The sequence below is a fragment of the Methylocystis sp. genome (assembly GCF_051062815.1).
GTDB lineage: Bacteria > Pseudomonadota > Alphaproteobacteria > Rhizobiales > Beijerinckiaceae > Methylocystis.
The window spans coordinates 1-7,413 of the sequence record NZ_JBPFDU010000042.1 but is presented as its reverse complement, the minus strand read 5'-3'; the positions used below and the strand labels follow the sequence as shown (position 1 = coordinate 7,413).

At 59.1% G+C, this 7,413-nt stretch carries 7 protein-coding genes and 1 pseudogene; 2 read left to right on the top strand and 6 right to left on the bottom strand.

Features of this window, described 5'->3' with window-relative positions:
- The first annotated feature begins 96 nt into the window (after positions 1–96).
- Together ACR65W_RS06300 and ACR65W_RS06295 are read left to right on the top strand one after the other, a co-directional pair.
- Entirely contained in the window at positions 97–633 is a 537-nt protein-coding gene (locus ACR65W_RS06300; protein WP_434500955.1) for a hypothetical protein, read from the top strand.
- A gap of 158 nt (positions 634–791) precedes the next feature.
- Positions 792–1,640 (top strand): hypothetical protein, encoded by an 849-nt coding sequence (locus ACR65W_RS06295; RefSeq protein WP_434500954.1) that lies wholly within the window; start codon positions 792–794, stop codon positions 1,638–1,640.
- 152 nt (positions 1,641–1,792) lie between these two features.
- Here the strand turns inward: ACR65W_RS06295 and ACR65W_RS06290 are convergent, their stop codons facing one another.
- From ACR65W_RS06290 to ACR65W_RS06265, 6 genes and pseudogenes are all read right to left on the bottom strand, one after another.
- Entirely contained in the window at positions 1,793–3,007 is a 1,215-nt protein-coding gene (locus ACR65W_RS06290; protein WP_434500953.1) for a restriction endonuclease, read from the bottom strand.
- A 712-nt stretch (positions 3,008–3,719) separates the two neighbouring features.
- Positions 3,720–3,956, bottom strand: a pseudogene (locus tag ACR65W_RS06285) (IS110 family transposase); the annotation flags it as partial.
- A gap of 33 nt (positions 3,957–3,989) precedes the next feature.
- On the bottom strand, positions 3,990–4,148 hold the full coding sequence (locus ACR65W_RS06280; protein ID WP_434500952.1) for a hypothetical protein: 159 nt from the start codon (positions 4,146–4,148) through the stop codon (positions 3,990–3,992).
- A 125-nt stretch (positions 4,149–4,273) separates the two neighbouring features.
- Entirely contained in the window at positions 4,274–4,579 is a 306-nt protein-coding gene (locus tag ACR65W_RS06275) for a hypothetical protein (protein WP_434502397.1), read from the bottom strand.
- 142 nt (positions 4,580–4,721) lie between these two features.
- Positions 4,722–6,647, bottom strand: a complete 1,926-nt coding sequence (locus ACR65W_RS06270) for a hypothetical protein (protein ID WP_434500951.1) — start codon at positions 6,645–6,647, stop codon at positions 4,722–4,724.
- A partial coding sequence (locus ACR65W_RS06265) for a hypothetical protein (protein WP_434500956.1) occupies positions 6,647–7,413 on the bottom strand: 767 nt, incomplete at its 5' end. The genes ACR65W_RS06265 and ACR65W_RS06270, both read right to left, overlap by 1 nt.

Below are 7,413 nucleotides of genomic sequence, written 5' to 3'. Positions count from 1 at the left end.
GATACATGACACTGGAAACAATCGCGCCCTTGAGCGATGATCCCATCGTCGGGCTGCCCGTTGTAGCCGCCTGATCAACCCGGCTTCCCGGCGAACGTGGCGATCACGCCAACCAGCTACACCACGCCAAGGGACACGATCGCGCTGGAGCAGCTCGAGAACGAAATCGTCACGATGAAGGTGACATTGTCCTATTTCATCGAACCCAACCTGACCGGAAAAGCCGCCACCCGCCCGGACACCTATCGTTCCTTCGGTCTGCGCTTCGATATGAAGAAGCGCACCGAGACGAGCGCCCGGTTCCGCAGCCGAATTTCCGCGAGCCAGGCGAAGGACGGCACGGAGGCCGATGGCGAAACGAGCTGCTGGCTGCTCGGTCCGAAGGCGATTCAGGCCGGCTCCCTCCATTGCGATCTCTGGCGCGGACGCGCGATCGACCTCGCCGGGCACGATGCTATTGCCGTTTACCCCGTCGGCGGCTGGTGGAAGTCGCATGTTGGGCAAAAGCGCGTGGCCGACAAGGCGCGTTACGCGCTGGTCATCTCGATTTCCGCGCTCGGCCAGCAAGTCGATCTCTATTCGGAAATCACTACGTTGGTTGATGCTAAGGAAATCGAGGTGTTGCTCGGCTGAAGGCGACACATCGGAATATATGGATTGGATGGATGCTTGAATGCGTTCGTTTACACTTACTCGACCGACCATAGCCGAAGCGCCGTCGGCACCTTCCTTTGGAACAGTAGAAATTTCACATCCCCGATGCAGCGCTTCGTCGTCATCTAAGCTGGGGCATGGATTTCGATACCCGTGCGATCAGCCTTGAACCCGTCGCCGATCACTGGGATGAAGATGTGAAGGAGCTTCATCGCACCAATCAGGCGCGTACCCAGGAGGGGCTGCTTTACCAATTCGGCGGGCACGCCATAGAGGCCAAGATTGAGAATTTTATAGCCATCGGCACCAAGCCGATGTCGGTGCTTTCGTATCACAACACCTTCTTCGAGCAGGTGCGTAATGCCTTTGTGATGGGACAGTACTACCCGGCCTTGGTGGGGGCCTGCGCTCTTGGAGAGCGCATTCTGAACCACCTGATTTTGGATATGCGGTCCTTCTTCACTGCTACGCCAGAGTATAGGCGAGTCTACCGGAAAAACTCCCTCGATAATTGGGACGTTCCCATCGACACGCTTGAGGCTTGGGACATCCTGCTGCCTGCCGCGGTCAGCGAGTTCCGGACCTTGAAGGATCTTCGTCATCGATCAATCCACTTCAATGTGAGCACTTATAGCACCTTGCGGGATGATGTTCTCGCGGCGATCCTCCACATGCGAACGATCATCGAGCAGCAGTTCGGCAGTTTCGCGAAGCGGCCGTGGTTTATCTCCGGCACACTGGGGCATGTCTTTATCCGGAAGTCGTTCGAAGAGCATCCGTTCGTGAAGACCTATTTCATCCCACGATGTCCCTTCGTCGGCCCCTTGTTCGGCATCGGTCATGGAAAGCACGGCGGATGGGAAGTCTACGACGTTCCTGACTATGGTGACGGAACCTGTACGGACGATGAGTTTGCTACGCTCTACAACGAGCGCGATCCGGAGAAAGTCGTGACCGAGCGACCATCGTTCGAACGCGCGTATTGAGAGCCCGTTTGGGAAGTAGGGCCATCATCCTTAGGAACCGCACAGCAGTCTCGAAGGATATGCCATTTTCCAGTCGGATAATACTCCTCCATATATCGAGGATCTGACCCATTATCCACTCCCGGGCGCGGAGCCATCTCGATGGTCGGTGGCTATTGGTCGGCGCGCATTGTGGAGCTCTTTGGCGCCCTGCGCCTGACGACATGCGCAACGGTGCCTAGGAAGGTGTCTAGGGTCCCCATTTCCGCCTGCACGTGATAAAGTGGGCATCCAGCGCCATCCCTCAGATCGAAGCCGACCCGGCACGGTTCGCTCGTGCGCTCGAGGCGATGATAGCTGCCATCGTCGGATTTGGGGGCGATGCCGCGTGTTCCGAATCGCGACCAGTAGCTCTCGAAGGGATCCCGGCCTTCCCAATACTTGAAACTGTCGCGTCTCGAAAATCGCCCGCAATCGCTACTGCAGACAAGCTGCAGATCGGTCCGCAAGCTGTCGAGAATCGGCATGACGAAAAACTCGACAGTGGGATCGGGCATCGGCTCATCGCTGTCGGTTCGCAGCGCAATCCTGAAAATCTCGCGGATTAGGTCGGGGGGGAAGTCGCGCACTGTCGACAGCAGGAGATAAGCGAGCGTCTTGGTGATCGGCCCCTGATCGACCCCTGTCTTCATTACCCGTGCGTACAGGTAGACTAGGTTGAACATGCCATATTGAAACGCCTCGAATACGTCCTTTGCTGGACAGGCCCCGGCCCAGGGCCGCTCGTCGATACTGCCGTGCGCGAACTCATTCGCGATCAGCGCAAAACGCTCCATAACGCCGAGTTCGAGTGTATCGCGCTCGCTCCAGATCCGTTTGATGCGCTCGATTGAGCTGTACTCGATCAGATTCCAGAAGCGGTCGCGAATTGCCCGGAGATGCCCGGCCGAACTGAGTCCGCCTTCGAACAACCGCAGCACCGTAGCGGGCTGCTGGGCCAGCATGCGCTCAAGCACGGCCCGGTCCCACAGTAATATCTGGGGCCTCGGGAATCTTTCCTGCCATTTCTCGACCCAGTCGCGCGTCGGGTTTGTGAATGTCGTGTTGGTGGCAATGACCAGGCAATCGACAGAGCGGTCCGCGACCACATTGTTGCACGAGGTCTTTACGGCCTCGGTCTCGAGCGTGCAGGCGCGCCCTTTGCATTCCACCCACCATCGCCGCGGGACAATCTCTCCAGCGGCATCCGGGACGTGGAAGCGCGCCTCCAGGTCACGGCCGCCATCGGCCGCACCCGCGCCCGTGCCGCCAACGCGCCAAGTGAGGTCACGCGCGCCGATACCGTCTAGAAGCCAGAACAGGCACTCCTCAAGCGCATGTCCCTTCAACTCGTCGAAGGGAATTTCGCTCGGCAGGAGCCATGGCGTCTCCTTCTCTTCCTCTTTCTCCTCGTTCGCCAAGCCCGGTCCTCCCTAGGCGACTACTCTTCACGCTTTTGTTCGTGTTCTGCGAAGTGGCAGCGACGAAGCCTCGCAGCTACGGTAGGCCAAGAAATATCTCCCCCGGCTTGAACCAGCCATTCGCTAGGAGCTGATTTCTAACGCGCTCGAGGTTTTCAGCGTAGGCCACCAGGGCACGCGATCATTCTGCGCGGCTGCACGCCGACGCGTAGAAGCTGTCTGATTGTCCTCTGCTCCACCGCCGAAGAGCATATCGAATTTGAACGGGAAGCCCAGCGCTTCGTGGTCATCCATGATGACCATCACACGCGGAAATTCGAGGCCCTTTACCCCCTGATGGGTGTCAATCGGCGTTGAAGTTTGGCTCTGACTCATATGTGGAACGGCCCGATTGGCAAGGCGCTTTGTGAGAACTGAACTCCGCGGGACGGTGCAGTCATATGTCCGGCCTTTGTGTGCGGGCATTGACCGCTGGCCACGATGAGTTCCGCGATATCGGCGACTCTAATCAATTTTGCGCGCTCGAGGCGCGGTGAGTCAGACGGTCTGGCCGACACCGGGATGGCGTCCCTTGTGGTTCATCTCTATCTCGGCACCTTTGCACTTGGCCAACAGCTTCCTGTCGGAAACCTATGTTTGGTCAGGCCGCGATGGCGACTGGCGACTTTTTGTAGACGCCGCCTTTCGTTTGCAGCGCCCAGATGATCCTTGCCATCTTGTTGGCCAATGCGACCGCAACAAGTTTGTAAGGCTTGCGCAAGATGAGGCCTGTTAGCCACTGGGGCAGCTTCACGCCACGCTTGCTCAGTTTGATTATGGACGTTGCTCCGACAATCAGAAGCGTTCTGAGTTGCGGGTTGCCGCGTTTCGAGATAGATCGCGAGCCGCGACGAGACTCAATTTTGCGTGCTCAAATCCAGGCGTCGAGCTCCGCATCATGCTTCTTTCGGATGATGGCGTGGAAAGCTGCGATGACGCTTCGCGCTACGACGAGCAGCGGGACCCCGCTTTCTATCGCCGCAATCGTTACGGATTCTGACTTGGAGAGCGTGTCGCGACCGTTCGTCATCAGCCGCGCAATGATTCTGGCGGAAGGGACGCGGCGCAAGCTTGAAGTATCAGCTTTCTCGGCCCGACGCCGCCGTCCAGCCCATTCGGAAACAACCCGCAAACATCCTCGGAATCCCTGGATCTTCAGACGCCGCCAAAGCTCGGAACCGCTGTGAAAACCCGCGGTCGATTGCGCGTCGAGACAGGGCAGATACGGCTCCAAAGAACTTTCGCGCGTTCGGAATACGTCCGAACGTGGCCGCGCAGAATCCTCCGCACGAGTCTCCGGCGATGCCCGGTCTCCCGTACGATCTGTTTGATCGAGGCTCCATTCTTGGCGCGCACAAGGATGGCGGCGTTCGCATCCTCCCGCCGCAGATATCCCTCGTATTGAATACGCTCAGCGGCGGTAAGCAGATTGGGATCGACGGTCGCGCCAGAAGCGGACATTTTGGCCCCTATGCGACACTTGCGATAATAGATTAGCAAGGCATGCAGACGAACCGGTGGGCCTTCCTCCTGCTGGCACGGCATCCTTGCGCCATAGATCGAGTCGGCACCAAGACGACGAGATGTCGCGCGTGTATTACGATCACCGGCATACAAGCCCTTGCAGCGCGGCTTCGGCCTGACCACAGGTGGCCCACAGCTCGGGCACGAGATGGCATAGCATCGACACATGCGAATGAAGTCGGACCGCCTCCTCCTGCGTCAACTGTTGGAAGGCCAAGTCAGTCATGCAGTCGCCTACGCAAGCGCACCATTCCAGCAGGAGAGACCGGCTTCCACAGGCTACGAGCGCTACTCGGAATGTAGCGTCGACGTCGAGCTCACTCGGATAGAAGCGTCGGTAATTCCGCAAGAGTGTGAAGATGGCGTCTGCGAGCTTGTGACTGCGCGCCACCGCCGCCATCGTTGCGAGGCCGAGCAGGAACGGTATCAGCGGCTGCCCATCGCATCGTTGCAGATAGTAGTTGGCGCGTGCCAGAGCGTCCGCTGCGAGATCGACGACATGGTCGGGGATCCGAAATAATAGTGCTACGTTCGCCACCTTCGAAAACGACGTGGCTGCGGGTATGGGCTGCGCGAGGTCGGCGCGGATGTCAGCGAGTTGGTCGGCCGGGATATCGTACGCCGGATTGGAGTTGCCTTCCAGAGGACCCGGCAAGAAGCTATGCGCTAAATCGAGCTGGCTGCGCAGGCTTCCGGGGACCTCATCCAACAAGAGGGCCTTCCAGCCACACTCTTCGACGAATGCTGCGCGCGCGTGCGCAGCGGACCAGATGCGGCCACCAAGCTCATTCTTGAGCTGGTCTGGTAGAATCATTTCGGCCACCCAACGCGGCTCTTCGCGAAGGTCGGCAAGACATTGCAGAAGAAAGACCTGAGCGCGCACCGATTTGGCCCAGTCGATAAACTCCGTGGCGTCGCCACCAACCTCGGCGAGGCAACGGGTGATCATGGCAGCGTGCGCAATCGCAGCGAGACGACGCCAGTATGGCGGCTTTGCCGCGAGGATGCGCGAATTGGCGATTTCGCCATAGCTCAGTATGATCAGCGAAGACAGCAGCTTGTATGGATCGACCTTGGCTGTGGGCGCGGCCGCGACAGCTGCCTCGATCAGGCGGCCGAGCGGCTCGCGTAGCGCGGCGTCAGACTGCGCCTGCTCAAAACCTGCCTCGATCGCCGCGGCCAAGGACAGCACATCGCCCGTCCTCGCGAGTTCGTCCCAGACTTTTGCTCTTTGCGCCTGCGGTGGCGCGGATGCGGCGACCTCGAGATTGATCGCGGGTTGCGCGGCTAGCAGCAGAGACTGACGATAGCCCCGCACAGGATCCCACGCCATGAGCGCCTGTACATTCCGGCGCAGTCCGTCGACGATATAGGTATCAAAATTCTGGCCATCCGCGCAGGCTCCGATCAGGCGCTCGTAATAGGTCGAGGAGCGTGGAACGAAGGTGTGAAGCGAAACGCTGCCCTCGGCCAGACTTTCGAGGATCACGTTCTGCACTGCGATCGGCGTGGCGTTCAGATCGTCCTGAATGGCAATATGTTCGTCGTCGTCAGGAGCACGCGTTGCCAGCAGCTCCTCCCATGTCTTCCTGTCCTGCTCTGGCAGGCCCACGCGGTCGGCCTCCTGGCGAAATGCATTGAGGCGCAAAGTCTTGCCCGGCGATAACAACAAGAAAGTCACGATCACAATGCGCTGTTTGTAGCGCGACAATAGGATGTGCGCCGGCTTTGTGTCTTTGTCGAACTCGACCGTCCAGCTCTGCCCGGCCTGGTCTTTGACGCTGGACTTATTCTTTCGCGTGCGGAAAGCGCGGCGCACCGCGTCGAGAACAGCGGAACACCGGAACGCAACTCCGCTCCTTCCCAAGGACAGCACCGCATCCGTCGTGATGCCATATTCTTTCCGGAATGCGGGATCCAAAATCAGCGCCTCCCGAATCGAGCCTGGGAAGGTTGCCATCACCCTCATTGCAAACGACGCACGGATTTTGGCTTTCTGGGACATCAGTCCTCCACTTCCGCGGCAGGCATTTGCGCGGTGAGCGCGACAAGAGTGCGGCATTGCTCGACCAGCCAAGCAAATACCTCAGGTTGCGTTTGCCTAATGTCCTTGAGGACGGCCTCGTCGAGCCATGCGTCGTAGGCTTGCTTAGCCTCGTCTTCCGGCTCCTCCAGCGAGGACATGAGTTGTAGAAGCTGCGCAGCATATCCATAGAGCGCGAAGTTGCGTTCGTTTCCGGCTACAGTCGACGCCGCGAAGCCCCGAATATCGAGTAACCCTGTAAGCCAATCGGAAGAGGCTTGGGCCTCCTGTAAGCCTGTCTTCGTGCGCCAAACCTTCCTGACAACCCGCGCCACCGCGTCCATGCTTTTTTGTAGCCACGGCGCCTCGGTAGGAATTTGCAGCATTTTGCTCATGCGCGCCCGCAACACGGACTCTCGGATGGCCCGAAGCTCGGCGGTTTCGACGATAACGCCTGCCTCGACGCGCGTGTGATCGAGATGAAAGATCAGGTCCTCTTCGGTGATAGGAATGAGCTGATATCCGGCCCGGCGTAGATTGGCGCGGTGTGCGAACAGCATCGCCTGTGTGATGACGGCGCGATCCGCGAGATCCTGTAGCAGCTCAAGTGAACCGCCCCGGGTTTGCCGGAGGCTCCAACTCTTGAGAGATTGGGGCCATGGAAACGAAGAAGACGTCGAAGAGCTTTTCACCTGAGGTTCGGGATCGCGCGGTTCGGATGGTGCGGGAGCACCGGGGGGACTACGGC